Origin of the sequence: Rhodococcus parequi (genome assembly GCF_046042785.1) — a bacterium.
Lineage (GTDB): Bacteria > Actinomycetota > Actinomycetes > Mycobacteriales > Mycobacteriaceae > Prescottella > Prescottella parequi.
In genome coordinates, this window is sequence record NZ_JBDLNV010000002.1 from 283,697 (window position 1) to 310,149 (window position 26,453).

The 26,453-nt window shown below is 69.1% G+C and carries 23 protein-coding genes; 8 read left to right on the forward strand and 15 right to left on the reverse strand.

The features are described 5' to 3' along the window. Positions 1-73: 73 nt before the first annotated feature. Entirely contained in the window at positions 74-1,639 is a 1,566-nt protein-coding gene (locus tag ABEU20_RS05420) for an MFS transporter (protein WP_420163378.1), read from the forward strand. Between the two features lie 7 nt (positions 1,640-1,646). Here ABEU20_RS05420 and ABEU20_RS05425 read toward each other — a convergent pair whose 3' ends face one another. From ABEU20_RS05425 to ABEU20_RS05490, 14 genes are all read right to left on the reverse strand, one after another. Further along, positions 1,647-2,462, reverse strand: a complete 816-nt coding sequence (locus tag ABEU20_RS05425) for an ATP-binding cassette domain-containing protein (RefSeq protein WP_420163379.1) — start codon at positions 2,460-2,462, stop codon at positions 1,647-1,649. Then, positions 2,459-3,514: an ABC transporter ATP-binding protein gene (locus ABEU20_RS05430; RefSeq protein ID WP_420163380.1), complete on the reverse strand. Its 1,056-nt coding sequence runs from the start codon at positions 3,512-3,514 to the stop codon at positions 2,459-2,461. Before ABEU20_RS05430 ends, ABEU20_RS05425 begins: the two co-directional genes overlap by 4 nt. Continuing rightward, the gene (locus ABEU20_RS05435; RefSeq protein ID WP_420163381.1) at positions 3,501-4,391 is read right to left on the reverse strand and encodes an ABC transporter permease; all 891 of its coding nucleotides are present in this window, start codon (positions 4,389-4,391) and stop codon (positions 3,501-3,503) included. The genes ABEU20_RS05430 and ABEU20_RS05435 overlap by 14 nt, the downstream gene beginning before the upstream one ends. Further along, positions 4,388-5,329 carry an ABC transporter permease gene (locus ABEU20_RS05440; RefSeq protein WP_420163382.1) on the reverse strand — a complete coding sequence of 314 codons (942 nt, stop codon included), beginning with the start codon at positions 5,327-5,329 and terminating at the stop codon, positions 4,388-4,390. The genes ABEU20_RS05435 and ABEU20_RS05440 overlap by 4 nt, the downstream gene beginning before the upstream one ends. Before the next feature lie 42 nt (positions 5,330-5,371). Further along, entirely contained in the window at positions 5,372-6,949 is a 1,578-nt protein-coding gene (locus ABEU20_RS05445) for an ABC transporter substrate-binding protein (RefSeq protein WP_420163383.1), read from the reverse strand. 371 nt (positions 6,950-7,320) lie between these two features. Beyond that, a complete protein-coding gene (locus ABEU20_RS05450; protein WP_420163384.1) occupies positions 7,321-8,964 on the reverse strand; it encodes a class I adenylate-forming enzyme family protein in 1,644 nt (547 codons plus the stop codon). Positions 8,965-9,016: 52 nt separating this feature from the next. Further along, a complete protein-coding gene (locus ABEU20_RS05455; RefSeq protein WP_420163385.1) occupies positions 9,017-9,841 on the reverse strand; it encodes an SDR family NAD(P)-dependent oxidoreductase in 825 nt (274 codons plus the stop codon). Next, entirely contained in the window at positions 9,841-10,989 is a 1,149-nt protein-coding gene (locus ABEU20_RS05460) for a steroid 3-ketoacyl-CoA thiolase (RefSeq protein WP_420163386.1), read from the reverse strand. Before ABEU20_RS05460 ends, ABEU20_RS05455 begins: the two co-directional genes overlap by 1 nt. Positions 10,990-11,068: 79 nt before the next feature. Next, positions 11,069-12,286 carry an alpha-hydroxy acid oxidase gene (locus tag ABEU20_RS05465; protein ID WP_420163387.1) on the reverse strand — a complete coding sequence of 406 codons (1,218 nt, stop codon included), beginning with the start codon at positions 12,284-12,286 and terminating at the stop codon, positions 11,069-11,071. Next, positions 12,283-13,185, reverse strand: coding sequence for an NAD(P)-dependent oxidoreductase (locus ABEU20_RS05470; protein WP_420163388.1), 903 nt, complete (start codon positions 13,183-13,185; stop codon positions 12,283-12,285). The genes ABEU20_RS05465 and ABEU20_RS05470 overlap by 4 nt, the downstream gene beginning before the upstream one ends. Next, positions 13,182-13,316, reverse strand: coding sequence for a hypothetical protein (locus ABEU20_RS05475; RefSeq protein WP_420163389.1), 135 nt, complete (start codon positions 13,314-13,316; stop codon positions 13,182-13,184). The genes ABEU20_RS05470 and ABEU20_RS05475 overlap by 4 nt, the downstream gene beginning before the upstream one ends. Beyond that, positions 13,313-14,068, reverse strand: coding sequence for a class II aldolase/adducin family protein (locus tag ABEU20_RS05480; RefSeq protein WP_420163390.1), 756 nt, complete (start codon positions 14,066-14,068; stop codon positions 13,313-13,315). The genes ABEU20_RS05475 and ABEU20_RS05480 overlap by 4 nt, the downstream gene beginning before the upstream one ends. Positions 14,069-14,115: 47 nt before the next feature. Beyond that, positions 14,116-14,988: an alpha/beta fold hydrolase gene (locus ABEU20_RS05485; RefSeq protein WP_420163391.1), complete on the reverse strand. Its 873-nt coding sequence runs from the start codon at positions 14,986-14,988 to the stop codon at positions 14,116-14,118. Positions 14,989-14,999: 11 nt separating this feature from the next. Next, positions 15,000-16,205 (reverse strand): amidohydrolase family protein, encoded by a 1,206-nt coding sequence (locus ABEU20_RS05490; RefSeq protein ID WP_420163392.1) that lies wholly within the window; start codon positions 16,203-16,205, stop codon positions 15,000-15,002. A gap of 108 nt (positions 16,206-16,313) precedes the next feature. On the opposite strand from ABEU20_RS05490, the gene ABEU20_RS05495 reads away from it, so the two are divergent. From ABEU20_RS05495 to ABEU20_RS05525, 7 genes are all read left to right on the forward strand, one after another. Beyond that, positions 16,314-17,042: an IclR family transcriptional regulator gene (locus tag ABEU20_RS05495; protein ID WP_420163393.1), complete on the forward strand. Its 729-nt coding sequence runs from the start codon at positions 16,314-16,316 to the stop codon at positions 17,040-17,042. Positions 17,043-17,176: 134 nt separating this feature from the next. Then, a complete protein-coding gene (locus tag ABEU20_RS05500; protein ID WP_420163394.1) occupies positions 17,177-18,094 on the forward strand; it encodes an AurF N-oxygenase family protein in 918 nt (305 codons plus the stop codon). 622 nt (positions 18,095-18,716) lie between these two features. Continuing rightward, positions 18,717-19,508, forward strand: coding sequence for an enoyl-CoA hydratase/isomerase family protein (locus tag ABEU20_RS05505; RefSeq protein ID WP_420163395.1), 792 nt, complete (start codon positions 18,717-18,719; stop codon positions 19,506-19,508). Positions 19,509-19,548: 40 nt separating this feature from the next. After that, the gene (locus ABEU20_RS05510) at positions 19,549-20,529 is read left to right on the forward strand and encodes an ABC transporter substrate-binding protein (protein ID WP_420163396.1); all 981 of its coding nucleotides are present in this window, start codon (positions 19,549-19,551) and stop codon (positions 20,527-20,529) included. A gap of 127 nt (positions 20,530-20,656) precedes the next feature. Beyond that, on the forward strand, positions 20,657-22,996 hold the full coding sequence (locus ABEU20_RS05515; RefSeq protein ID WP_420163397.1) for a CaiB/BaiF CoA-transferase family protein: 2,340 nt from the start codon (positions 20,657-20,659) through the stop codon (positions 22,994-22,996). Positions 22,997-23,059: 63 nt separating this feature from the next. Further along, positions 23,060-24,007 carry a quinone oxidoreductase family protein gene (locus ABEU20_RS05520; protein WP_420163398.1) on the forward strand — a complete coding sequence of 316 codons (948 nt, stop codon included), beginning with the start codon at positions 23,060-23,062 and terminating at the stop codon, positions 24,005-24,007. Between the two features lie 34 nt (positions 24,008-24,041). Beyond that, a complete protein-coding gene (locus ABEU20_RS05525) occupies positions 24,042-25,547 on the forward strand; it encodes an AMP-binding protein (protein ID WP_420163904.1) in 1,506 nt (501 codons plus the stop codon). A gap of 9 nt (positions 25,548-25,556) precedes the next feature. Here ABEU20_RS05525 and ABEU20_RS05530 read toward each other — a convergent pair whose 3' ends face one another. Further along, positions 25,557-26,447 carry an IclR family transcriptional regulator gene (locus ABEU20_RS05530; RefSeq protein WP_420163399.1) on the reverse strand — a complete coding sequence of 297 codons (891 nt, stop codon included), beginning with the start codon at positions 26,445-26,447 and terminating at the stop codon, positions 25,557-25,559. Positions 26,448-26,453 lie beyond the last annotated feature (6 nt).

Genomic DNA, 26,453 nt, shown 5'->3' on the forward strand with positions numbered 1-26,453 from the left:
CCGTCACCACCTTTTGTGGGACCACCAGTTCACCTACGATACTGACAGTCTTGTTTCCTACGGGGAGGCCCGCATGGCTGGAAAGTACACGGAAACGAAAGACCGGATGACCTGGGGTCAGATCTGGACGCTCACCGTGTCGTGCGCCGCGGTGGCCCTCGTCGTGGCCGCGATGGCGGCCCTCAACACCGCGCTCGCCGACCTCGCCCGGGACACCGGGGCCACCCAGTCCCAGCTCACCTGGATCGTCGACGGCTACACGCTGGCGCTCGCGTGCCTGCTGCTGCCGTCCGGCGCGCTCGGCGACCGCTACGGACGACGCGGACTGCTCGTCATCGGCCTGTTGCTGTTCGGACTCGCGTCGGCGTCGCCGATCCTGCTGGACACCCCCACCCAGATCATCGGCGCCCGCGCGGTCGCCGGACTCGGTGCCGCCTTCGTCATGCCCGCGACGCTGTCCATCCTCACCGCGAGTTTCCCTGCGGCGCAACGATCCAAGGCCGTCGGCATCTGGTCGGGCGTGGCGGGATCGGGCGGCATCGCCGGGCTCATCGGGTCGGGTCTGCTGCTCGAGAAGTGGTCGTGGCACGCGATCTTCATCGGATTGGCGGGCGTGTCCGCCGTGCTGTTCGCGCTGGCGTTCACCATCCCGTCGTCGCGGGACGATCAGCCCGCAGCCTTCGACATCCGCGGCGCGGTGCTGAGCGCCGGCGCCATCGGCCTGTTCGTGCTCGGCATCATCGAGGCGCCCGGTCGGGGCTGGCTCGACCCCTGGGTACTTGCCGCGATCGTCGGCGGTCTGGCCGCCGGGGCGCTGTTCGCGGTCGTCGAGGCACGCACCGAACATCCGCTGCTCGACGTGCGGCTGTTCCGCAACCGCACGTTCGGCGTCGGCGCGGTATCGCTGCTGATGCAGTTCCTCGCGACGTTCGGCCTGTTCTTCCTCATCGTCCAGCACCTGCAACTCGTGCTCGGATACTCGCCGCTGCAGTCGGCACTAGCTCTCGCGCCGATCGCCGTGGTGGTCATCGCCCTGTCGGTGGCGGCGCCCTGGCTCATTCCGCACATCGGGCTGCGGGTCCTCACGCTCGTCGGGCTCGCCGTCCTCGGTGTGTCGCTGGCGCTGATCGGACAACTCGACGCCGACAGCACATACCGCGAGGTCGCGGTGCCGCTGGTGATCGCTGCCGTCGGCCTCGGCCTGTGCACCGCTCCCGCGACCACGGCGATCGTGCAGAACACCCCCGCGGCCAAGCAGGGCGTCGCGTCCGCCGTGAACGACGCGACCCGCGAGATCGGTGCCGCGATCGGAGTCGCCCTCGCCGGCAGCGTGCTGGCCGCGGGCTACGGACGGAACATCGCACCGGTCGTCGAGGCCGTGCCCGAGCAGGCCAAGCAGCCGGTCGGCGACTCGCTGGCCGCAGCGCTCGAGGTCTCGAAACTGGCCGGCCCGCAGGGACAGCAGCTCGCGGACTTCGCGAAGGAGTCGTTCCTGCACGGCATGCAGGAGGCCTCCCTCGCGCTGGCCGCCGTCATGCTGGTCAGCGCCGTCGCACTCGGCCTCTGGGCCCCCGGCGGTCGCGGCATCGCGTCGATCGACGAGGAACCCGCGGCCGAGGCTCTGGCCGACGTCGACTGATTCCGGCTCAGGCCGGATGTGCCGGACGTGCCGCCCGGGGGACGGGGACGGGGATGGCGTCGAGGAGTTGTCGAGTGTAGTCCTGGCTGGGTGCGGTGTAGATCTGGTCCACCGTGCCGGTCTCGACGACCTCACCGGATCTCATCACCATCACCCGGTCCGAGATGACCTCGATCAGTGCGAGGTCGTGACACACGAACAGGTACGCCAGCCCGAGTTCCTCCTGCAGGTCCCGCAGCAGGTTCAACACCTGCGCTCGGACCGAGACGTCCAGCGCGGCAACGGGTTCGTCGCACACGATCATCTTCGGCTCCAGCGTCAACGCGCGGGCGATCGCGACACGTTGAAGCTGCCCGCCGGAGAGCTCGGCCGGATACCGCCCGAGATAGCGGGATCCGATACCGACCTTGTCGAGCAACTCCTGCGCCCGCGCCCGGCGCGTGGCGCGGTCGAGGTCGGTGTGCACGATCAACGGTTCGATCACCGCGTCCTCGACGGTCATTCGCGGATCGAGCGAGGAGTGCGGGTCCTGGAAGATCATCTGCATCCCGCGCCGCATGGCCCGCAACCTGGCCGGTTTCGCGGCCCGGACATCCTCACCGTCGAACACCACCGTGCCGGTGTCAGGTTCGATCAGGCGCAGCACCATCCGCCCGACCGTGGACTTTCCCGCCCCGGACTCACCGACGACGGCGAGGCATTCCCCGGCGTCGAGGGTGAACGAGACGTCCTTGACCGCGTGGGTCCATCCGGTCCTGCGGCCGAGGAAGTCCCGGCGGGTGGAGAACGACTTGGTCAGGTTCGCGACCTCGAGCAGACTCATGACGCGCTCACTCCTTCCAACTGCAGATCGGCCACGCGCAGGCAGCGAGCCGCGCGTCCTGCCGTGGTCGCGGCCAGCGACGGATGGGTGACATCACACAGGCCTGCCACGGCGTGGGTGCAGCGGTCGTGGAAGTGGCAGCCCGCCGGCCACTCCCCCGCCGCCGGGATCCGGCCCGGGATCGCCGTCAACCGGCGATCGGTGCTGATGCCCGGCCGCGGGATCGATGCGAGCAAGCCGGAGGTGTACGGGTGCTGGGGCGTGAAGAACACCTCGTCGGCGCGGCCGTCCTCGATCACCTCACCCGCATACATCACCACGACCCGCTCACACAGTTCCGCGACCACGCCGAGATCGTGGGTGACGAACAACAACGAAATACCCGTCTGCGCCTGTAGATCCCGCAACAGATCCAGGATCGTCTCCTGCACCGTCACGTCCAGCGCGGTGGTCGGCTCGTCCGCGATCAGCAGCCGCGGGTTGCACGCCATGACCATCGCGATCATCACCCGCTGGCACATGCCGCCGGAGAACGCGTGCGGATACTCACGCACCCGGTCCGCCGCTCGCGGGATCTGCACCAGCTCGAGCATCTCGACCGCCCGCGCCATCGCCGCCTTGCGGTCCAGGCCGAGGTGTTTGCGCACCGACTCGGCGATCTGATCGCCGACGGTGTAGGCGGGGTTCAGGGAGCGGATCGGCTGCTGGAAGATCATGCCCATTCCGGTGCCGCGCAGGCCCTGCCACTGTTTGTGCGGCAGCTTCGTCAGGTCGCGGCCGTCGAATTCGACACTGCCGCGAGCGATCCGGCCGCCGGTATCGCCGGTCAATCCCATCACCGCGAGTGACGAGACGGTCTTGCCGGATCCGGATTCTCCGACCAGTGCCACCGACTCACCGGCGGCGACGTCGAACGAGACGCCGTCGACCGCGGTCACCCACTCCTTGCGGCCGGCCGGGAACTGGACCGTCAGATCCCGCACCCGCAACAGCGGCGTGGTGGGGTCCACCGGGGCCCGGTCGGGACGAACGAGCGTGTCAGTTGTTGCCATTGCGACTCCTCGTCAACGCCCGGCGCACACCGTCGCCGAGATAGGTGAACGCCAGCACCGTCAGGAAGATCATCACGCCGGGCGGCCACACCAGATACGGGGCCAGCTGCATGTTCGACGCCGCCGTCGACAGCATCGAACCCCAACTCGCCGCGGGCGCCTTCGCACCCAACCCGAGGAAACTCAGGCTCGCCTCCGCCGCGACCGCGGTTCCCAACGAGACCGAGATGACCAGCACGATCGGGGGCATCACGTTGGGCAGGATGTGCCGGACGATCGTGCGGGACGTGGTGCACCCCAACGCCACCGACGCCTCGACGTACGTATCGCCGCGCACGTCCATCGTCGACGCCCGCGCCACCCGGAAGAACCGCGGCGCCATGACCAGTCCGACCGCGAGCATCGCGTTCGTGATCCCCGAACCCAGCACCGCGACGATCGTGATCGCCAGCACCAGCGACGGCGCGCTCATCAACGCATCCATGATGCGGGTGAGCACCGTGTCGACCCAGCCGCTCCGATAGCCGGCGATCACCCCCAACGGCAACCCCAGCACCAACGCCAACGCGACCGCCTGCAGCGACGCCTGCAGCGAGATCCGCGAACCGTAGATCAACCGGCTCAACACATCCCGGCCGTAGTCGTCGGTCCCCAGCCAATGCGCCGACGACGGCGGCTGCAGCCGGTTCACCACGTCCTGCGCGTACGGGTCGTACGGCGCGATCAACGGCGCGAAGATCGCCATCAGCACCAGCAGCAGCACGAACGCTCCGGCGATCGCCGTGACCGGACGACGTCGCACGAACCCGAAGAATCTGCGGACGAACCCGTCACGAGACGCGACGTCACCAGATGGAGAAGAGAGAGTCGTTGTCATGCGCGCACCTTCGGATTGAAGTAGCCGTACGAGATGTCGACCAACAGGTTCACCAGCACCACCACACACGTGGTGAACAACACGAACCCGAGCAGCACCGGAACGTCATGGTTCTGCACACTGTTGACCGCCAGCGACCCCATCCCCGGCATGCTGTAGATGATCTCGATCGTGACCGCGCCGCCGAGGACCTCCGCGACACGAAAACCCAGCACCGTCACCACCGGGATGCACGCGTTCTTCAACCCGTGCTTGAGGACCACACTCGCCTGCCCCAGACCGCGGGCTTTCGCATTCAGGATGTAGTCGCTGCCCATCACCTGCCCGAGCGCCGACCGCAACTGCAACGTCACCTCCGCTGCCGGCAACAACGCCAACGCCACACCCGGCAACACCAGATGCTGGAACCACGGCACCACCCCGTCCGACAGCGGCACATATCCGAACGCCGGGAAGATCTGATTCGACACCGCGAACAGCGACACCAGGACCAGACCGAACCAGAACGCCGGAATTGCAATCGCGATCGACGCGATCACATTGATCGCGCGATCCACGATGCCGCCCGGACGCAGCGACCCCAGCACACCCAGCACCAGGCCGATCACCACGGCCAGCACCATCGCGAACCCGACCAGTGACAGCGTCGTCGCCATTCGCCGCAACAACAGGTCCGCCACCGACTGGTCCGACAACAGCGACGCCCCGAGATCGCCGCGCAGCACCGATCCCACCCACTCCAGATATCGGACGAACACGTTCTGATCCAGACCCAACGTCGCCCGCAACTGCTCGAGCCGCTCCGGTGTCGCATCCTCGCCCGCGAGAATGACCGCCGGATCACCCGGCGCCAGATCGATCAACACGAAGATCAGAAACGGCACGACCAGCAGCAGCGGAATCGCTGCCAACAACCGCCTACCGGCATAACGCAACATGGCTGCCCCTCAACAGGTGTCGGTGACCGACGATGACGACGGCTACTTCGCGATGCCGACGTGGCGAATGTCGAACAGACCGTTGTTCACCCAGGCGATTCCGTCGATGTCCGTGACCTTGTCGGTCGCGACGGTCGCGTTGGTGAGGTTGCAGATCGGCACGAACATCGCCTCCTCGAGGGTCTGCTCCGCGATGTCCTGGTACATGGGCGCCCGCTCATCCTGCGACAGAGTGGGATTCGCGGCCTTGGTGGCGAGTTCCTTGATCTGCGGGTTGCCGTTCGACAGATCGTAGGGTCCTGTGATGTACGTGCTGACGGTCTCGGCCGGATCGACCCGCGGCGTGAAGCTGTTGGCGACCATGGACTGGAAGTCACCGGCCACGTAGCGCGGTTCGTTCTGACTGTTCGGCACCGGATTGAGGTCGGCGTCGAGCCCCGCCGCCGCGAGCATGGACTGGATGACGTTGGCGGGCTTCTCGGTGTTCGTTCCCGCGCCGAAGGTCAGCGTGATCTTCGGTGCTCCTCCGACACTCTGGACGAGGCTCTTGGCCTTGTCCAGGTCGAAGGCATACGGATACTGGTAGGAGTCGTCCGCCGCCCAGCTGCCGGCCGGGAACAACTGCTGACGAGGCGTGCAGGTGCCGGAGAACAGCGCGCTGACGGCCGCCGGATCGATCGAGTAGGCCACGGCCTGACGCACTTCCGGCTTGGCCAGATCGCCCTGCGCCCGCATGTACACACCGAGGACGTTGCGGAACGAGACCTCGTCCACCGCGAGAGTGCCGCTCTTCGCGAGCGACTGCGCCTCGACGACCTCATTGGCGGAGCTGACCCAGCTGATGTCGACGGCGCCGGTCTTGAGACCGTTCAACCGGGTGCTGGCATCGGGCATCGCCTTGATCTCGATCCCGGCGACCTTGCCGGCCTCCGGGTCCCAGTTGGTGCCCTCGGCACGCACGAGCGTGAGCGACTCCTCGGGCACGTAGGCGGCGACCTCGTACGCTCCCGATCCGCTCTTGCCCGGGTTGTTGCGGATGTCCGTACCTGCCTCGATGAACCTCGGGCTGATCATCATTCCCGCGTTGTTACTGAAGACGCCCGGCAGCTCGACGCCCGCGCCCGGAGCAAGCCGCAGCCGCACCGTGTGCTCGTCGACGACGTCGGTGCCGGTGATGCTCTTCAGCGCAGCCACCACGGTGCTGCCTTCCATCGTCTGGCCGCGCTCGATGTTCGCGACCACCGCGGCGGCGTCGAACGGGGCACCGTCATGGAAGGTCACACCCTTGCGCAGCTTCAGTTCCAGATACGAGCCGTCGGGGGCGAACTCCCACGACTCCGCAAGCCCCGGTTCGAGATTGCCGTCGGCATCGACCACTGTCAGCCGGTCGAAGATCGGTGACAGGTACCCGTATCCGCCGACACTGGTCTGCAGGTAGGGATCGAGGTTTCGTGACGGTGCGGCGGTCGCGACGCGCAGGGTGGCGGAGGTGTCGAGTTCTCCGGAGTTACCCGACGAGGCAGTCGAGGACGACGCCCCACCACCGCAGCCCGCCAGTGCGACCGCGGCAACGGCTACCGCCGCCAGGTTCCGCGACCCACGAATCCACTTGTCCCTCATTTTGTGTCCTCTCGAAGATCCGCGACCGGATCACCGATCACGTTGACGCGCATGTGCCGTATCGAGTTGCAGCAGGCGATCCACCTACCCGACTGTCGTGCAGTTCGGACGGTCCGCGCCGAGTCGAGGCGTCGCCTCGACGCTCTCGAAATCCAAGCAGCAGCGTGTGATTCCGATCTCACGACTGCTGTGATGACAATAACAGCACGCAACGTTCGTTGTGCAAGTGGAAACCGCGAAACGGACACGCACCCGCCACTCGGCGTCTCCCACCGCGCCCCCGGCCCGGACAGCACTGAGCCGGCACACACGCCACACGGTGTGTACCGGCCAGTTTCGATTGGTTACAGCACTTTTCGGGAGAATGACTACTACAGAGTAGCCAGAACTTCCACTCGCTTGACCTTGCCTGTCGCGTTGCGCGGCAGTTCCTCGCCCCGGAGAATCCACCTGCTCGGCACCTTGTACCGCGCGATCCGCTCGGCCATGTACCCGGCCAACTCCTCTCCTGTCACCTGCACGTCGGAATCGACCACCACCACGGCGCAGACCTCCTCGCCGTAGTCGTCGTGCTCCATCCCGACGACGATGCATTCCCGCACCGCGGGATGTTCCGCGAGTACATCCTCTACCTCGGCGGGGTACACGTTCTCGCCACCGCGAAGGATGAGGTCCGAACGGCGACTGCTGATCCGGAGATACCCGTCCTCCATCGTGCCGAGATCACCGGTCGCCATCCAGCCGGCCTCGTCGATCGTCGCCGCGGTCGCCTCCGGGTTGTTCCAGTACCCCAGCATCACCAGGGGTCCGCGCACGTGGATCTCGCCCTCGACTCCGTCCGGCACCGGCCGTCCCGCCTCGTCGCGGACCTCGACCCGCATCGTCGGGACGGCGGTGCCGACGGTGTCCGGGCGCTCCACCAGGTCGGCCGCCGTCGCGAGGGTGGCTGCGGACGACGATTCCGTCAACCCGTAGGTCGTGCCCAGCGACCGCCCCGCCGCCGGCAAGACCTGACGGAGCCGCTCCTTCAACGCCGCGGACGACGGTGCCGAACTGACCGAAATCGTCTGCAGCGACGACAGATCGTAGGAGTCCAGACCACCGTGCTCGACGAGGCGGCTGATCATGGTGGGCACAGCGCCCCAGTTGGTGAGCCGCTCACGCTCGATCAGCCGGAGCACGCGGTCGATGTCGAAGCGGCCCGTGGTGATCACCGCGGTGTCCCCGAACGCGAGCCGGGGCACGGCGAGATTGTGCAGTGCCGCGATGTGGAAGAGCGGCGTGGCCAGCAGGAATCGGCGGCCGCTCGGTGCCCGGCCGAACTCGGCGGCCAGCGCGTCGTTGAACCGGTGGAAGTCTACAGCTGCCAGCATGTTCCGCTGTGAGTGCGTGGCGCCCTTCGGCCGCCCCGTGGTACCGCTGGTGAAGAGGATGACTGCGGGATCGTCCTCACCGACGTTCGACGTCGGCAGGTCCGCGCCGGGACGTGCCGTCGAGAGGGCCGGGATGTCCTCCTCGGTGGAGAGGACCGGGACGCCCACCGGCCCCAGCAGCTCCCGGCGCGGGGCGTCCGCCACGATCACCTTCGGCTCGGAAAGCTCCACCCCGTACGCGATCTCACGCGCCGACCACAGCGAGTTCATCCCGACCGTGACGGCACCCAGTGCCGTGGCCGCCCAGAACGTCATGATCCATTCGGCGTTGTTCGCCGACAGGATCGCGACCCGGTCACCCTCGGCGATGCCGTACCGGGACCGGAGCTCCTGCGCCAGCGACGCGACCCGATCCAGGTGCTCGGTGAAGGTGAGCCGAAGGTCGTCGCACACCAGATACTCGGTGTCGCCGTAGCGAGCGGACTCGACCAACAGCTGGTTCAGGGACCGGCACCGGTTACGGAACACCGGCATCGCCGCACCCCGAACCGGCTCCGGGGCGATCTCGAAAGCCGCACCCGGTGCCGTCAGCCGCGCAATGACTTCCGCGCGTGCGTTCGGTACAGGACGAAGATCGGACATCACAACACCTTTCCGGGGAGGGATCGTTCGGGGCCGGTTTCGCCGACCCGGGTCAGCGGATCGTCAGCTGACCGCCGTCGACGTTCCAGGACTGGCCGCTCACCCACGCGGCCTGGTCGCTGGCCAGGAAGACTGCGGCCCAGGCCACCTCGCGCGGACTACCGGCACGCTGCAGCGGAATGTTGGCCTCCACGTACTGCTGCCAGACGTCCGCGGGCCAGTCGTCGAGCCGGCTGGTCGACGTGACGCCCGGGCACAGCGCGTTCACCCGGATCCCCGACGGCCCGAGTTCCTTGGCCATCGACGACGTCAGCGACTGGACCGCGGCCTTCGATGCGGCGTAGGCGGCGGTGTTCGCGCCGCCCAGCTTCCCGCCGATCGAGGAGATGTTGACGATGCACCCGCCCGCCCCCCGCCCGGCCATCGCCCGCGCGAATGCCCGGCTCATCAGGAAGGTGCCGCGCAGGTTGACCCGCAGGACCCGGTCCCAGACGTCGACGTCCAGTTCGGTCACCGGGACACGATCGCCGGCGCGGGCCGCTGCGGCGTTGTTGACGAGGACGTCCACGCCCCCGAACTCCGCCTGGACTTGTGCGAGCAGGGAGTTCACCGAGTCCTCGTCGGCGACGTCCGCGACGACGGCGGTCGCCCTGCGTCCCAGCACGCGAATCTCGTCGACGACGGATTCGATGTCGCGCCAGCCGGCGGCCTTCTCCTCGTCCGTGTAGCGGTCGGGCGTGCGTCCGGTGCCGGTGACGACGACATCGCAACCGGCGCGGGCGAGTTCGACCGCGATCTCCCGGCCGATCGAGCGCATCCGCCCGGCGCCGGTGACGACCGCGACCTTCCCGTCGAGACCCGTGAGCTGGACCGGCATCAGATGCGCTCGACGATCGCTCCGGTTGCCATGGCACCGCCCGCGCACACCGCGACGAGGGCGCGTTCGCCGTCGCGGCGCTCGAGCTCGTCGATCACCGCGCCGATCAGCCGGACACCGGACGAGCCCACCGGGTGGCCCAGGGCGATCGCACCGCCGTTCACGTTGAGCCGGTCCTCGTCGACACCGTGGACGCGGGCCATCGACATCGGGACCGCCGCGAACGCCTCGTTCACCTCGAACAGGTCGATGTCCGCGATCGACAGGCCCGTCCGCTCGAGCAGGTACTCGGTGGCCTGTACCGGACCGTCGAGCAGGAAATGCGTCTCCGCACCGATCAGGCACTGCGCGACGATCCGGGCGCGCGGGCGCAGACCGAGGTCGCGGGCCCGCGCCTCGTCCATGAGCACCGCCGCCGCGGCGCCGTCCGAGATCTGCGACGACGTGCCCGCGGTGTGCAGACCGCCCTCGAGGACCGGCTTCAGGTTCGCGAGCGCCTCGAGCGAGGTCTCCCTCAGCCCCTGGTCACGCGTCACCTCGGTGGGAGCACCGCCGTCGGTGCCGGGTGCCTTCACCGGGATGATCGCCCGGTCGAAGCGGCCTTCCGACCACGCCTGCGCCGCGCGCTGCTGCGACCGCAGACCGAACGCATCGAGATCCTCGCGGCTGAATCCACGCCGCCGCGCGATGCGATCGGCTCCCTCGAACTGGGCCGGAATGTCGACGGTCCAGCCCGCCGGCTTGGGGCTGCCGAAGTCGCCCTTGATGTTCGACAGCAGCGGAACCCGGGACATCGCCTCGACGCCGCACGCCAGACCGGCGTCGATGACACCGGCCGCGATCTGCGCCGCGATCAGCTGCACCGACTGCTGGCCGGAACCGCACTGGGCGTCGATGGTCGTCACGCCCGTCCGCTCCGGCAGGCCCGCGTGCAGCCACGCGTTGCGGCTGACGTTCGACGCCTGCTCCCCCGCCTGCGTGACGCAGCCACCGATCACCTGCTCGACCAGTGCCGGATCGAGGCCGAGACGCTCGAGGATCCCGGACTGCACGGCACCCAGCAGTTCCGCGGCGTGCAGTCCGGACAGCCAGCCGCCACGCCGACCGATCGGAGACCTCGCCACATCCACGATCACCGGGTTACCCATTGCAGTCCTCCTCGAGCAGGCATCTGTGTGGAACGCGATTCTTGATACCGATGAATTCGTTTCCGTTGTGGCGAGAGTCTCACTGGGTGGTAATCGCTCCGATCGAAACCGTGTTCTCGCCGGGCGTCACCGCGCGCACGTGGGATCGGTCGAGGTCGTGAACGTCGCGCACCCCGAGCAGCGTGAGCCCGCGCGCGATCTCGTCGCGCAGGATCGTCAGCACATGCTCGACGCCGCGGTCACCGGCGACCGCCATGCCGTACAGGCAGGGCCTTCCGACCAGCACCGCGTCCGCCCCGAGGGCGAGCGCCTTGATCACGTCGGTGCCGCGCCGGATACCCCCGTCCAGCAGTACCTCGGCGCGTCCGGCGACGGCGTCGGCCACGTCGGGGAGGGCCGTCAGCGTCGGCACGCAGCCGTCCAGTTGCCGGCCACCGTGATTCGACACGACGACGCCGTCCAGCCCGAGGCCCACGGCCCGCACCGCGTCCTCGGGGCGCAGCACCCCCTTGAGGTGCACGGTGCCCTGCCAGTTGTCCCGCATCCAGGCCACGTCGTCCCAGTTCAGCCGCGATTGGACGAGGTGGCGCTCCTGAACCTCGATCGACGCGAGTGCCGCGGTCACTCCGTCTCCGGACGCGAGGTTGCGACCACCGATCCGCCGGTGCTTCACGACGTCGTAGGCCCACCGCGGGTGCCGCGACACGTCGAGCAGGCGACGCGGGGTGAGGACGGGCGGGACGCCCATCCCCTCCCGCTTCTCGCCCTCGCGGTTCCCGACTGCCGGAACGTCGACCGTGACGAACAGGGACCGGAATCCGGCCGACCACGCCCGGCGCATGAGCGCGGCGGCCACGCCCCCCGAACCGGGATACAACTGGAAGCCGTGCCGCTCGCCGGCCGCGTCCGCGATCTCCTCGACCGACCACGTCGACGCCGTGCTCACGACGCACCGCGTGCCCACACGCTCGGCGGCCCGGATCGCGTCCAGGTCGCCGCTCCACCGGGTCAAGCCGTTGAACCCCGTCGGTGCGGTGAGAACCGGCATGGAGACCGGCAGGTCCGCGACCCGAGTGGACAGATCGTGGGTGTCGTGGCCGGCCAGGACACTCGGCACCAGCCACCAGTCGTCGAACGCCGACCGGTTGCCCGCGACGGTGCGCAGGTCGTCGGCGCCGCCCTCGATGTACGACCACACCATCCGCGGCACCGTGCGACCGGCGGCGCGCCGGTAGTCCTCGATGCTGATCGGCTCTCCGGACGCCCGCCACTGCCAGTCGAATCCGAAGGCCCTCACCCGGTCACCGTCGCACGGGACTCGGCGACGTACGCGGCGATCTTGCGCGCGACCGCGGACCAGCACCGGTCGAGCACGTCGTCGGTGATGCCCGCGGCGTGCGGCGTCACCACGACGCCGGGGGCGCTCCACAGCGGGTGCTCGACGGGAAGTGGTTCGGGATCGGTGACATCGAGGATCGCGTTCACGCGCCCGCTCTCTCCCAGAAGGGCCTCCGTGTCCACGAGCTCACCCCGTCCGGCATTGATCAGCACCGCACCGTCCTTCATCGTCGCGAGGAACCCCGCATCCACGAGGCGCACCGTCGAATCGTCCAGCGGCAGAGCCAGGATCACGACGTCCCGGTCACCGAGCATGGCCCGGCCCTGCGCGAAATCCACGATGCCCGGTCGCGCAGTCCGTCCGACGAGGGTGACCGTACAGCCGAACGGTTCGAGCCGTCGACGAATGTTCTCACCGATGTCCCCGGCCCCGAACACGAGCGCGTTCCTGTCCGACAGCGTCCCGGTGCGATGCGCCTCCCACTGCCGGTTCTGCTGCTTGATCCGGTAACCGGAGAGGTCACGGACGTGTGCGAGCAACTGCGCGACGACCCATTCCGCGACCGCGCCGCCGTGAGCACGGTCCGCGTTGGACAGGGCGACGCCGTCGGGCACCACGTGCGTCCACCGCTCGACACCCGAACTGAACAGTTGCACCATCCGCAGCCGCGGTAGCTGGGCGAACAGGGGCGCCGACTCCGCCGGATCGAGGCGGTGCGCGACGAGGATCTCGGCGTCGCCGGCACCGACCGGGAGGTGCGGGCGCTCCGGGTCGTACGCGACCGCGTGCACGTGCGGTATCCCCGCCAGTGCGAACATCCCGCGCTCGTCGGGAACGAGCACCGTCGTCGGCGTCACCGGTCGGCCTCGCCGTCGGCCCGCCGGGCTGCCACCCAGCCGAGGACGTGGGCCGGACGGTCCGCGGCGGCGGACCCGGACGCGTCCAGGTCCGGGCCCGCCGCCGTATCGGCCGAGTACGTCTCGGTCATCGCTGCCGCGACAGGATCTTCTGTGCGAGAACAGGATCGGCCCGCATCTCCTTGCGCACCGCAGCCTCCCAGAATCCGTGGAAGCCGTTGCCGTCGTTCTTCAGCTGCCGGTCGAGCCACCAGTCCGGCAGCGACGTCTTCTCCGGTCCGCCGGCAACGCGCACCATCCACGCGTTCTTGCAGCGCTGCTCGAGCGCGACCGCGCGGAGGAACACCGCCTTCGCGGTGTCCGCGATGACGAAGACGCCGTGCCCGCCGAGCAGTGCCCGGTCGGCATCCCCGATCGCACGAACCGCCTTCTCGGCCGCCTCCATACTGTTGACGGCGCCGTCGTACTCGTCGACGAGGACCACCTCGCCGCCACCCAGGCTCGAACTCTGGTCGTACGCGGGCGGCACCTCCTTGATGTCGCCCCACACCGTCCCGTACTCGGAGTGGTTGTGCAGCGCCCACACCACCTCGGGTCGGGCGTTGTGCAGCGCGAGGTGCAGCGGAATGCCCAGCGGCACCGGCCAATCACCCTCGAGCAGGTTGCCCTGCAGGTCGATTCGCAGCAGGTCGGCCGGACAGACCTCTTCCCACGTCAGCAGCCACGGGTTGCACAGCAGGGTGCCGTCACCGAGGTTGTAGGTGATGTGGCCGGCCAGGTGGTCGCGGTACCCCTCGTTCCAGAGGGTGCGGCCGAGCATGACCATCTCCTCCCGCGCATCGAGTTCCGGGATCAGACGATCTGCGGTGGGTGTGAATTCCAACGAAGTATCTCCTCTCGTGTTGCGAGGCGCACCGGCCTCGGTGTCGCTCAGTCGAGTTCGCCGCACCGCCACGGTTCGAAGAACTCTGCGAGTGCCCGCCCGACGTCGTCGGGCGAGTCGTCGATGAAGAAATGTCCCCCCGGGACGGCGTGTCCGGTGACGTCGCGGGCGAATCGCTTCCAGACGTTCAGGGGGTGTTCGCGCCGGGTGAGCGGACCCCGGTCACCCCACAGGACGAGCACCGGGCAGGGGATCAGGCGCCCGGCGTCGAGCGCATCGTGCTCGAGGTCGACGGACGCGCCGGCCCGGTAGTCCTCGCACGTCGCGTGCACCACCGCCGGATCCCGAAAACAGCTCTTGTAGTGCTCGATGTCGTCCTCCGACATCGAGCTGTCCGCCCCACCCGCCAGCCCGAGCACGTTGTCCATCCACGCATCCGGATTCCCGTCGATGAGCTGCTCGGCGAGAGCGTGCGGCCGGATCAGGAAGAACCAGTGGAAGTACATCGTCGCCAACTGCCGATCGGTGGTCGCGTAGACCTCGGAGGTCGGCAGGATGTCGAGCAGTGCCGCCTGCACCACCCGGCCCGGGTGATCGAGGCACATGCGATGCACCACTCGGGCGCCCCGGTCGTGGCCGGCGACCGCGAATCTCTCGAAGCCCAGGCTGCACATGACCTCCACCTGATCGCCGGCCATCGCGCGCTTCGAATACGTCGTGTGGGTGTCCTCGCCCGCCGGCTTGCTGCTCTCGCCGCAGCCCCGCAGATCCGTGGTCACGGCCGTGAAGCGGTCCGCCAATGCGTCCGCGACCCGCCGCCAGACGCGACCGGTCTGCGGGTACCCGTGCAGGAGGAGCAACGGTGGCCCCGAACCGACCACCCGCGTGGCGATCTCCACTCCGCCTACGTCGACGAGCAAGCCGATCCCCCTCAGCCTCGGGGCAGCACGATCTCGGGCAGCGGGTGGCGGTACAGCTTGGCGGCGTTCTCGCTGCACATCTTCCGCATCTCGTCGGCGGGGATGTCGCCCCAGTACTTCTCGAGCACACTCTGGGTGTGCGGCCACGTGCCGTCGCCGTGCGGGTAGTCCGTCTCGAGCATGATGTTCTCGACGCCGATGACGTGCCGCAGCGCGATGGTGGACGGGTCGTCGAGCGTGCAGAACCAGAAGTTCCGGCGCAGGATGTCCGCCGGACGCTCGTCCCAGCCCAGGCCGTACCCGGACCGGTCGATGATGTTGTCCAGGCGGTCGATCAGCATCGGCACCCAGCCGATGCCGCCCTCGCTCATCGCGATCTTCAGCGTCGGGTGATCCTTGGGGTAGCCCGACCACAGCCACTCGCTGCATGCGCCGAGCGACAGCTGGCCGAACATGGTGGCGCCCAACTGCAGTCCCGGCGCGCCCTTCGGGTACTGGTACATGCCCGAACTGCCGACGTGCAGCGAGATCACGGTGTCGGTGTCGACACACGCCTGGATGATCGGATCCCAGTGATCGCGATCCCACAGGGACGGCAGGCCGATCGCGTGCGGACGCTCGGGGAAGGTGACCGACGTGAAGCCGCGCGCGGCGTTGCGCTCGATCTCCTTGACGGCCTCGACCGGGTCGGTGAGGTAGGTGATGCCGCCGGGGATCACGCGGGTCGGGTACTCGAGGTACCACTCGTTGTAGAGCCAGTCGTTCCACGCGCGCACCGCGGCGATGCCGACCTCCTTGTCGGAGGCGTGCGCGAACACGCGGCCACAGAAGCCGGTGATCTGGGACGGGAAGTTCAGCATCGCCCAGATGCCGCCCTTGTCCATGTCCTTGACGCGCGCATGGATGTCGTAGCAGCCCGGGCGCATCTGATCGAAGCGGAAGGGCTCGTACTTCACGGACTCCTTGCGGCGTCCCGCGACGGCGTTCATACCCACCTGGGAGTAGATGTTGCCGTCGAACTCCCAGACCTGCGAGCCGTCCTCACCTTCGAGGATCTTCGGGCCGCGATCCTTCAAGGAGGCGGGCATCCACGTGTCGAACAGGTGAGCCGGCTCGACCACGTGGTCGTCGACGGAGATGACCGTGTACTTGACCTCGGCCGGTTCCGGCTCGGGGTTGAAGAGTTCGGGGTCGAGTTCCTGATTGACAGCCGTCACGGCACGCTCCTTCGGAGGATCGGATCACGGGAGGCTTCTTCGTGAGAGGCCTTGCCCAGCTCGTATCACTATGCGATACTAGGTATCACTTGCAGATACACAGTAGGGGTGATCTACATCTCAGTCAAGACATTGGGCACGCTCGCGCGCGGTCTCCGCGTGGTCGAGGCCGTCGCCGAACACCAGCCGATCGGACTGACCGAACTCTCCCGCGTGCTCGACGAGGACAAGAGCGCACTTCAGCGCACTCTCGCGACCCTGCACGACGCGGGATGGATTCGCCCGCTTTCCGATTCACCGCCGCGCTGGGAGGTGTCGACCAAACCGTTGATCGTCGCGGGGCGCGCACTCGCGGCGTCACCACTCCCGGTCCGCGCCCGCACGCTCCTGGGTTCACTGCGGGATGCGACGGGCGAGACGGCCCATCTCGCGATCCTCGACGGCTCGACGATCACCGTCGTCGACGTCGCCGAGGGAAAACAGATCGTCCGCACGACACTGCAGGTCGGGCAGGTCCACCCGGCCGAGGCCAGTGCGGCCGGCCGCGCGATCTGCGCCCTCCTCACCCCCGACGACCGCGCCGGCTTCGCCGCCGACCCCGCCGCCCTGCTCACCGACGACGCCTACACCGAGATCCGTACCCGGGGGTGGTCGCTGTGCGAGGGCGCCGTGCAGCCGGGATCGACGAGTATCGCGGCCGCGATCACGGATTCGACGGGAAGCCCGGTCGGCGCGGTGATCGTGAGCGGCCCGGACACCCGGCTCACGCCCGATCGCTACGCCGAGATCGGCGCTCTCGTCCGTGATGTGGCAACCGAACTGAGAGGGGCCCGGTAGCTCCGACGGCGTCGCCCCCGCACCCGACCCATTGCCATCGTGACAATCGCCATTGTATGGTTCAGCTAACAGTTACCGATCGTCACACACAGATGGCTCGCCGCGACCGCGGCGGTGACAACAGAGGGGGCGTCATGACCACTGCGATTCCGTCGACCCGCACAGCACCGCCGGTGTCCGACCGCGAGGAAACCGCGCGGCGCCTGCTCGCGTCGTCGGCGCGCAAGTCGTACGACCCGATGGTCGAGGTCGACTGGAACGCGCCCCTCCCCACGGACAAGTTCGGTCTCACGCCCGAGTGGAGCACGCTGTACGGCACCGCGCTGTGGGACGAGATGACGGACGAGCAGAAGATCGAGCTCACCAAGCACGAGGCCGCGAGCGTCTCGAGCGTGGGCCTGTGGTTCGAGATCCTGCTCATGCAGATGCTGCTGCGCGACGTGTACGGCCGCGACAAGCATTCGCGCCACGTGCAGTTCGCGCTCACCGAGGTGGCCGACGAGTGCCGCCACTCGGTGATGTTCGCGCGGGCCGGCGAAAAGTTCGGGATGCCCGACTACGGCCCGATCACGTTCATCCACAAGGCCGGTCGCCTGTGGGGCGGTCTCTTCCGCGGCGCGAACGCGTACGCGAGCGTCATGGCGGCCGAGGAGATCCTCGACATGATGCAGCGCGACTTCATGAAGGACGAGCGGGTCCAGCCGATCACGCGCACCGTCAGCAAGATCCACGTTCTCGAGGAGGCGCGGCACATCCGCTTCGCCCGCGAGGAGGTCACGCGCCGACTGCAGGGCGCATCGCGTGCCCGTCGGGCGTTCGAGCGGGTCAGCACCGCCGCCACCGTCTACTTCGTCATGAAGAGCATGATCCACCCCGACGTGTACGCGAACGCCGGTCTCGACAAGGAACGCGCACTCGAGGTCGCGCGCACCAACAAGCACCACCACGACAGGATCCGTACTTCGGGTTCGAAGCTCATGAGCTTCCTCGACAGTGTCGGCCTCGTCGGCGGACCGTCCAAGGTGCTGTACAAGAGGGTCCACCTGCTCTGACGGGCAGGGTCACGGCGCGAAATGCGCGGTGTGCGAGCAGGGGGAGGTCCCGCGCACCGCGCATTTCGCGTATCCGGGGGCGATTGCCCTCCCGTGACGAGCCGACTACATTCGCCCGATGCCGCCTGATCCGACAGAGACGCGCCGCCGTTCGATCCGCGCGGCCGAGCGAGTGTTCGCGGATCGTGGGGTGGACAACGCGACGAGGCGACCGCGATCGCGGTCGATCGCGCGAACGCCGGCTGTCTGGGCCTGTAGCTGGGCAACTACTGGTTCACGTCGCTGAACTACTGGCAACACACCTCGAGCGTCAACAGCGCCCGGTCGTCACGACCGTGCCGTTCGCGCAACTGGATTCAGCCCTCGATCCCGCGGTCGCGCGGGCCACTCCCGCCGATCGCATCCAGCAGCTGATCGAACGCCGGGCGAGCTTCGACCGACGCGGGGCATCGCTGCCCTGATCCGGCGTCCGGCCCGGTGGGCGCGGCGTCTCCCGTCGTTACGGGGACGTTTCCGGTTCGCCCACCGGACCGTCGGTCGTGCCCACCGCGGCACCTCCCGTCGATACTCGGCTCCTCTCTGCGGGTTCACCGGACCCGTCTCACCGAGATCTGGAGCCACCATGACGACCGAAAGCCCACCCACCACTGCGTGCGTCGACGTGACCCGCTCGAACGGCGTCGCGACGATCACGATCGACCGACCACCCGCCAACGCGTTCGATCCCGCGTTGATCGCCGAACTGCTCGCCGTGCTGCCCCCGCTCGTCACCGACCCTGACGTCCGCTGCCTCGTCGTGCGTGGAACCGGGCGGTTCTTCGTCGCCGGTGCGGACATCCGGGTGATGCGCGAGCTCACCGAGCAGACACAGCATGCGATGCGGCCGTGGATCGACGTGCAGAAGCTGCTGGAGACGGCGCCGAAACCCGTTGTCGCGGCGCTGAACGGGCACGCTCTCGGCGGCGGCGCCGAACTCGCCCTCGCGTGCGATCTCCGGGTGATGTCCGAGTCCGCGACGATCGGGTTCCCCGAGATGGGGCTCGGACTCTTCCCCGGCGCGGGCGGCAGCCAACGGTTGCCCCGGCTCCTCGGCGCGCATCGCGCGAAGTTGTTGATGATCCGCGGGGACCGACTGACCGCGGCGGAGGCCCTGCGAATCGGCCTCGTCGACGAAGTCGTGCCGGACGCGGAATTCGATTCCCGTACAGCCGCACTCGCGGTCGAGCTGGCCGCGAAGCCGACGGCCACCATCGGCCTGCTCAAGCGGATCGTCGAAGAGGGCCGCACGCTTCCGCTCGACGAGGCGCTCGACGTCGAGTTCGCCGCCGTCCTCGAATTGATCCGCACCCGCGACACCGCCGAGGGTTTGCAGGCCTTCCTCGACAAGCGGGCCCCGTCGTTCACCGGCCGCTGAACCCCGCGCCGACCATCCCACTCTTCACGAAGGACACTCTATGACATCCAGATTCCGGCGCCGCGCCGTCACCGCCGTCGCCGCCCTGGCCGCGGTCGCCGTCGCCACCACCGCGTGTTCGCGGCCCGCCTCCGAGTCGGCGTCCGCCTCGACCGACGGCCTCGTCCGCATCTCGGTCGGCGTCGACCCGTCCTATGCACCGTTCTTCGTGGCGGAGAAGGAGGGCCTGTTCGAGGCGGCCGGCCTGAACGTGCAGATCATCCAGACCGAGGGCGGTGCCGCGAGCGCCCAGAACGTCGTGGCCGGCACCTCCGAGATGTCCGGCAACGCCGACTCGACCGCTCTGACGGTGATGGCCGCCAACCCGAGCCTGCGCGCGCTCGGCGTCTACGAGGAGTCCGACCGCTACTTCCAGGTGGTGCTCCGCCCGGGCGTCACGCCACAGTCGATCAAGACGATGGGAGTGTTCCCCGGCATCGGCCTGTACTTCACCGACGCGTACCTGCGCAGCCTCGGCCTGGACCCGGCCGCTGTGAAGCTGGTGAGCACCAGCCCGCCGGAGCAGCCGGCGCTGCTCACCCGCGGTGACATCGACGGTTTCATCTCGTTCGATCCGTGGGTTGCACAAGCCGTCGCCACCGGCGGACGCGTCGCCGGAACGAGCGGTGACTTCGGCGCCCGGTACTCGCAGTGGCTGCTCGCCTCGGAGTCGTGGCTGGCCGCCAACGAGGATCTGGCGGCCCGGGTGTTCGCCGTCGTCGCCGACGCGGCCGCGATCGTGAACTCGGACCCCGACCGTGCGGCCACCGCGATATCGTCGGCCATCCAGATGGATCCGGCGGAGGCGAAGCGCACGGTCACCCAGATCGACTTCGTCGGGCGCGACTTCACCGCCGACGACACCGCCCGCGCCGACGACCTGGTCACCTTCTTCCGTGACCAGGGCAAGATCACCGGTTCCGTCGACACCGACACGGTGATGCTGCACGGCTGGGTCACCGAGCACGCCGAGAACGGATGACGACACCGTTCTGCCGACCGGATCGGGCCCGGTTCGGTCAGCAGAACGGAATCGTTTCCCGTCGGCACCACGCCGCCATAGTGTCGGCGCACTCACCGAAGAACCCGCGTCACCGATCGGAGCAGCCGTGGTCGAATCCGCAATCCGGGTGGTCGAACTCTCGAGCCCCTTCACCCGCTTCGCCGGACGGATCCTCGTCGGCCTCGGCTACGACGTCGTCCTCGTCGAACCCGCAGACGGCGACCCGAGCCGACACGAGTTCGGCGGGCAGGCGTACGCCCACTGGCATGCCGGGAAGAAGTCCGTCGTCCTCGATCTCGGGGCGGAGGCCGGACGCCGCGACCTCGCACGGCTGGTCGACGCGTCGGACATCGTGCTCGACGGCAGCGCGCCGGGGGCCGAACCGGTTGCGGTGCAGAATGGTTCGACTGTGCACGTCCGGGTGACCCCGTTCGGCATCGACGGCCCGCGCCGCGATTGGGCGGCAACCGACCTCACCGTCGCCGCGCTCGGCGGCATGCTCGCCCAGGTGGGCGATCCGGGCGGTCCGCCGCTGCTGCTCCCCGAGGGCCAGGCCGAACAGTTGGCCGGCGTCAACGCCGCCATCGCGGCGCTGCTGGGACTGCGGGCACGCCGACGCGGACCGGTGCCGACGATCGACGTCTCGGCCCAGGAATGCGTCGCGGCGAGCCTCGAGGCCGGGACCCTCGCCTACCTGCACGAGGATCGGGTGCCGCCGCGCCCCGGCCGGGTGCATCCGCTGGTGCCGCACGGGTTGTTCCGTGCCGCCGACGGCTTGCTGGGTGGCGGCCTGGGCGGCAGCCCCCGGATGTGGGACGCACTGCTGGCGTGGCTGGTCGACGAGGGCGCGGCCGACGACCTCACCGATCCCCGTTGGAGCGATCCGGTGGAGCGAAAGGAGCACCAGGACCACATCTTCGAGGTGGTTCAGCGATTCCTCGACAAGTGGACGAAGGAGGAGTTCGCGGTCGCGGCGCAGGCTCGCAAGCTGCCGTGGTCGGCCGTCGACCGCCCGGACGAGTTGCTCGTCAACCCGCAACTGAACGACCGCGACTTCTTCGTCGACGTGGTCTCGCGCGACGGAGTCACCCGCGACCTGGGTTTCGGGTTCGCATTCCCGGAGGGCGCCCGCGTGCGCGATCTCGCGGTGGCGGATCTCGGCGAGCACCAGGCGCTGCTCGACCGATCGACGGTTCGGGATCGACCCGTGCCGGAGGGGGATTCGGCGCCACTTCCGCTCGACGGCATCCGCGTCCTCGACCTCACCTGGGTGCTCGCCGGACCGTACTGCACCCGCATCCTCGCCGATCACGGCGCCGACGTCGTCAAGGTCGAGTCGCTCGGCCGACCGGACCCGACACGGTTCGCGCCGTTCATGCACCTGTCCCGGGGCCCGCACGACGATCCCGACACCAGCGGGTACTTCAACGACGTCAACCGGAACAAGCGCAGCATCACCCTCGACACCCGCTCCCCCGCCGGGCTCGAGGTCCTGGCCGATCTGATCGTGCGGAGCGACGTCGTGGTGGAGAACTTCAGTTCCTCCGTCATGGAGAAGATGGGCTTCGGCTACGAGCGACTGCGCGAACTGCGCCCCGACATCGTGTACGTCTCGATGTCCGGCATGGGCCACACCGGACCACGGAGCGGCTGGGTGTCGTACGCCGACATCGTCTCCGCCGCAACTGGGTTGACGGCGCTGACCGGGTGGAGCGCCGACCGGGTGGTGGGCGTGATCTACGGGCACGGTGACATCGTGGCCGGACTGCAGGCGGCCACCGCCGTCCTGGCCGCACTCGAGCACCGCGACCGCACCGGCCGGGGACAGCACGTGGACCTGTCCCAACTCGAGGCGATGGCTTCGCACATGGGAACCAGCGTCGTGCAGGCAACCGGCACCGGTCGGTTCCCCGCCCCGATCGGCAACTCCCACCCGACGATGTCGCCGCACGGAGTGTTCCGATGCCTCGGTGCCGACCGCTGGTGCGCGATCGCGGTCCGCGACGACGCCGATTGGCGACGTCTGAGTGGGGCGCTCGGACGTCCGGAGTGGGCCGAGGACAACAGGTTCCGAACCGCAGCGGGGCGCCGCGAACACGAGGCCGAGATCGCCGACACGATCGCGGCGTGGACGGCATCTCTGCCCGCGGAGACCGTCGCCGAAATCCTCCAGTCCGTCGGCGTGCCCGCCGGGACCGTCCAGAACGGCCGCGACCTGGTCGAGAGCGACCCGCATCTGCGGGCACGCGGCTACTACGTTCCCGGCGATCACCCGAAGGCCGGCCGGTTCCTGCACGAGGGCGCACCGGTGCGGGTGGGCGCCGCGGTGACCGTCCGCCGCGCGGCGCCACTGCTCGGCGCCGACACCGACGACGTGCTCCGCGACGTCGCCGGCTACCCGCCCGAGTCCATCGCCCGACTGCGCGCCGACGGCGTGCTGACCTGACCCGACCCGATCCACACGGTCCGACGACCGGTCCACTGCTCGAAAGATCCAGAAGGAGAACACATGCGCGCCGCCCGGCTCCACAGTTTCGGACAGGCCCCCGTGGTCGACGACGTCGACGTCCCCGCTCGTGATTCCGGCCAGACGCTCGTCCGGATCGACGCGGCCGCGCTCGGCCACCTCGACATGACGGTCGCGAGCGGCAACTTCGACGTCCGTCCGGCGCTGCCGCACATCGGCGGCACCGACGGCGCCGGCACCGTCGTCGAATCCGACACCTTCGAGCCCGGAACCCGGGTCCTGGTGCGCGGCGGCGGGGTCGGTTTGTTCAAGAACGGTTGCTGGGCCGAATACGTGGTGGCGGCGGACAAGGCGTTCACCCCGTTCGATTCGGGCCTCGACCCCGCGGTCGCGGCGACCTTCCTACTGCCCAGCACCACCGGGTACGTCGCCGTCCACGACGTCGCCGACGTCCGGGTCGGCGAACGGGTGATCGTGTCCGGCGCCTCGGGTGCGGTGGGGGCGATGGCCGCACAGTTCGCGCTGCTGGCCGGCGCCTCCGAAGTGATCGGGGTGGTGCCCCGCGAGGACCAGGCCGCGCTGGTGCCGGAGGGCGTCCGGGCGATCGTCGGGCGCGACGCGGAGGTGGCCGAGGCGCTCGGTCCCGAGCCGGTCGCGGACGTCCTGATCGACACCCTCGGCGGCGACGCACTGCCGCACCTGCTCGCACGTGTCGTGCCGGGCGGGCGGGCCGCACTGATCGGATACACCCTCGGCACGCAGCTCACGATCGACCTGCCGAACTGGCTGCTCAGTGACGTCGCGATCCTGCCGGTCAACATGATCCGCAAGACCGCACGCCAGGCCGAGCTCGCCCCGGAGCTGATCGCCCGCCTCGTCGCCGGCGACATCCGCCTCGCGGTCCAGCAGTTCCCGCTCGACGACATCGCCGACGCGCTGCAGCTGATGCGCGAGGGCAAGGTCACGGGCCGCGCCGTCGTCGTGCCGTGACACCGTGACCGGAGCGCTGCCGCTACCGGAGCCGATGACGATTCCGGCGCTACTTCTCGACCGCGCCGTTCGACGCGGCGATCATCCGGCACTGCGCGTCGGCGACGTGCGGGTGAGCTACCGCGAGTTGGCGCACCGCGCGGCCGCGACGGCCGGATCACTCGCGCGCCGCGGGGTGCGGCGCGGTGATCCTGTTGCCGCGATGACGGCGAACCGCATCGAGGCGCTCGATCTGATCCTCGGCTGCGCGTGGCTTGGCGCCGTCGCGGTGCCGCTCAACACCGCTTTCCGCGGCGACGCTCTCAGCCACGTCCTCGCCGCGTCGGGTGCGCGGTGGCTGCTCGTCGAACCGGAATACGTCACCCGGGTCGAGGGAGCGGGCTTCCGCGGTGAGCTGTGGATCGTCGGCTCCGACGCGGCGCCGCAACCGGATTCGCCGCCACTACCGTCGGCCGAGACGATCTCGGCGCTGGACCCGGCGGCCGTGCTGTTCACCTCCGGCACCACCGGGCTGCCGAAGGGCGTGCTGTGTCCGCACGCCCAGTTCCTGTGGTGGGGGCTGGGCGTGGGCGCATCGCTCGACCTGGATGCGGACGACGTCCTCTACAACGGATTGCCGCTGTTCCACACCAACGCCATCAACGCGTTCTTCCAGGCCGTGGTGGCGGGTGGGACCTTCGTTCTGGGACAGCATTTCTCGGTTCGCGAGTACTGGCGACGCGTCGCGGACGCGGACGCGACCGTCGTGTACCTGCTCGGGGCGATGGTCGCGATGCTCGCCGGCCGGCCGCCGTCCCCCGACGACCGCGCGCACCGGGCGACCCGGGCGCTCTCTCCCGCGACACCCGAGCGGCTGTGGCGGCCGTTCCGGGACCGGTTCGGCATCGAGCTGATCGACGGCTTCGGCACCACCGAGACGAATCTGGTGCTCGGGACCGGGCCGGGTGACCGGCGGGCGGGCTACCTCGGCACGGTCGTGCCGGGATACGGCGCGCTCGTGGTCGACCCGTCCGGCACTCCCGTACCGGACGGCGTCCCGGGCGAACTGCTGGTGCGCACCGAACTCGACGGCGCCTTCGCACTCGGCTACCTCGGGGACCCACCCCCGGCCCCCGGCGCGTGGCTGGCCACCGGCGATCGCGTGATCCGCGAGGCCGACGGGTGGTTCCGGTTCGTCGACCGGGTCAAGGACGTCATCCGGCGCCGCGGCGAGAACATCTCGTCGACCGAAGTGGAGGACGTGCTCGCGCAGCACCCGGCGGTCGCGCAGGTCGCGGTGTTCCCCGTCCCGTCGCAGCTGGCGGAGGACGAGGTGATGGCCGCCGTCGTCGGTCGGCCCGGGCACCGCCTCGACCCCGCCGACCTGCGCCGGTTCGCCGAGCCGCGCCTCTCCTACTTCGCCCTGCCCCGGTACGTCGACGTCGTGGACGCCCTGCCGCTCACCGAGACGGGCAAGGTGCGCAAGGCGGAGCTGCGCGAACGCGGAGTCGGGACGAGCACCTGGGACGCCGAAGCGGCCGGGATCGCCCCCGGCCGCTGACGACGCCGATCACTTACCGCAGCCGTTGAACGAGCACATCGTGGGGCTGCAGGCCATTCCCCGCGCGAGGTCGGCGGGTGCGTGCGTGCACTTCATCGCGTGCAGGGCGCGGCTGATCCCCATCCCCGCGGTGCGCAGCGCGCCGGTCACCCGGCTGACGTTGAGCCGGACGGTGGGGCCGGTCACCGACAGCGCCCCGGCGATCGTGGTGGGACCACTGAAGACCGGAACCGCGACGCTCATGTAGCCGAGACGAGTCTCCTCGACCTCGACCGCCAGTTGCTCCTTGCGCATCCGCTCGAGCTGCTGACGCAGCACCGACACCGACATCGTCGTACGCGACGTGAGCGCAGTGAAGCCCTGTTCGACCACTTCGTCGAACACCGACTGCGGCGAGAACGCCAGGATCATCTTCCCGGTGGCCGTGCAGTACAACGGGAGTCGGCCCGCGACGCGGGACTGCTGATTGAGCCCGCGGTGGCCGATGATCTTCTCGATGTAGAGGACGTCGATCCCGTCCCGCACCGCGAAGTGCACCGTTTCCTGCGTCGCGAGCAGGAGGTCCTCCATGTACGGCAGGGCGGCGTCGCGCAGGATGCGCTGCCGGGGCACCAACTGCCCCAACTCGAACAGGCGCAGCCCCAGGCGGTACTTCGTGCCGGCCCGCTCGAGCAGGCCCCACTCGACCAGCTCCCCCGCGAGACGGTGCACCGTGGCCTTCGCGACCCGGCTGCGGCGCGTCAACTCGGTGAGCGACAGATCGCTGTGGTCGTTGTCGAACGCGTCGAGGATCGAGCGGGCCTTTCCCAGCACCGACGACATCTCACCGCCCTGTCCTCGCGCCGCCTGGATCGGCACCACCGAACCGATATCGACCGATCGCTGCATCGCTGTCGTCACTGCGGC